This window comes from Parashewanella hymeniacidonis, assembly GCF_016900895.1.
GTDB classification, from domain to species: Bacteria; Pseudomonadota; Gammaproteobacteria; order Enterobacterales; family Shewanellaceae; genus Parashewanella; species Parashewanella hymeniacidonis.
In genome coordinates, this window is the sequence record NZ_JAFEUN010000258.1 from 1 (window position 1) to 1694 (window position 1694).

Annotated in this window: 2 protein-coding genes and 1 pseudogene; all 3 read left to right on the forward strand. The window is 37.8% G+C overall.

Annotated features, from left to right (window positions below; genetic code table 11):
- Positions 1-94 precede the first annotated feature (94 nt).
- Positions 95-721 carry a phage integrase gene (locus JQC92_RS22175; protein WP_205001699.1) on the forward strand — a complete coding sequence of 209 codons (627 nt, stop codon included), beginning with the start codon at positions 95-97 and terminating at the stop codon, positions 719-721.
- A gap of 102 nt (positions 722-823) precedes the next feature.
- Positions 824-1432 carry a DUF1016 N-terminal domain-containing protein gene (locus tag JQC92_RS22180; protein WP_205001700.1) on the forward strand — a complete coding sequence of 203 codons (609 nt, stop codon included), beginning with the start codon at positions 824-826 and terminating at the stop codon, positions 1430-1432.
- A 12-nt stretch (positions 1433-1444) separates the two neighbouring features.
- Positions 1445-1597, forward strand: a pseudogene (locus JQC92_RS22185) (PDDEXK nuclease domain-containing protein); the annotation flags it as partial.
- Positions 1598-1694: the final 97 nt, after the last annotated feature.

Sequence of the window (1694 nt, forward strand, 5' to 3'; positions counted from 1 at the left end):
GTAGTGAAATTGATGCAAAATCTAAGAAATCTTGCTTTTGGGGTACGGCTCTGAATTTTGCGTAAATCAGATGCCGTACATTTAAACTCTTGAAATGGATTTTTTCAGAACCGACTATTTAAATGCCGTGTTTAGTGAGCTTAAAAAACTTGGTGAGTGGAAGCTACCAAACCCGCTTGATGGATTAAGTCCTTTTAAAATTTCGGATCACGAATTAGCCTTTCTTTACTCAGAAGAAATACCACTGCTTTTGGAAGAATGCAGAAATGCAAAATACGAGCATTTGATAACCATTGTGAAGATATGCTTAGCCACTGGTGCCAGATGGTCAGAAGCTGAAGGTTTAACAGGAAACCAGATCACAAATAACCGAATCACCTTCATTAAAACCAAGGGTAAAAAGAATCGAACCGTACCGATTTCAGAAAGCTTAGCAGCTGAAGTACCTAGAATGAGAGGCAAGCTTTTTCGTCCATGCAGGAAGTCATTTCAAGAAGCTGTGAAGCGTGCTCGAATCCAGTTGCCTGAAGGACAAATGACCCACGTTTTACGTCACACCTTCGCCAGCCACTTTATGATGAATGGTGGAAATATATTAGTGCTAAAAGAAATACTGGGACATTCAGATATCAAAGACACCATGCGCTATGCTCACTTCGCACCAACACATTTAGAAGATGCTATCAGCAAAAATCCTCTCGAAAATGCTGGTGAGCAATAAGTTGGTTGCCAAGTCCTGCTTACCATTAAGTGATTAACTACATTCTGATATGCAGTTCTTTATGTTAACATCTTAGCATAACAACACGTTAGGTCAGAATTAATGAGTACTCCTTCTTCTCAAACGCAACACTTTGAGTTACTTGAAGACATTAGATCGGTCTTACTTGAAAGCCGCACGCAAACTTCAAGAGCAATCAACTCAGTTATCGTCCAAACCTATTGGCAAATTGGCCAAATGATCGTTGAGAAGGAACAAAATGATAAAACAAGCACTGAATATGGCAAAGGTCATTTAAAATCCATATCTTCAGCTTTAACAGAAGAGTTTGGAAAAGGGTTTGACGAGCGAAACTTGCGTAATATGAGAAAGTTTTATGTAACTTTTCCAAATTGGAACGCAGTGCGTTCCGAATTGGCTTGGACTCACTATCGTATTTTAATTCGTATCGATAATTCATTAGCAAGAGACTGGTATCTAAAAGAAGCTGTTGAACAAAATTGGTCTGCAAGAGCACTTGAACGCCAAATAAATGCTCTTTATTACGAAAGACTATTGGCAACTCAACATAATAAGCAAGATATTAGGCCAATCGAAAATGAGGCAAAGAAAAAGACAACTGAACTGGCTGTTGCTCCTCAAGATTATTTACGTGACCCATATATTTTCGACTTCTTAGGCTTGCCTTCAAACTCATTCCAAGAAAGCTAACTAGAACAAGCTTTAATTGAAAACCTGCAAAACTTTTTGCTTGAACTAGGCAAAGGATTTGCATTTGTTGAACGTCAACAAAGAATCGTAACTGATGATGGTGATTTTTTTATTGACCTAGTTTTTTATAACTTTCATTTAACAATAGTTCGGACAGTTTTATGAACTGAGCTTAATTATTCGAAATCATGAGCAGGGTTTGCGAGAATATAGTTTGTAAAAAAGACCCTGAAACCACCGCTCATGATTACTCTAGTAAATT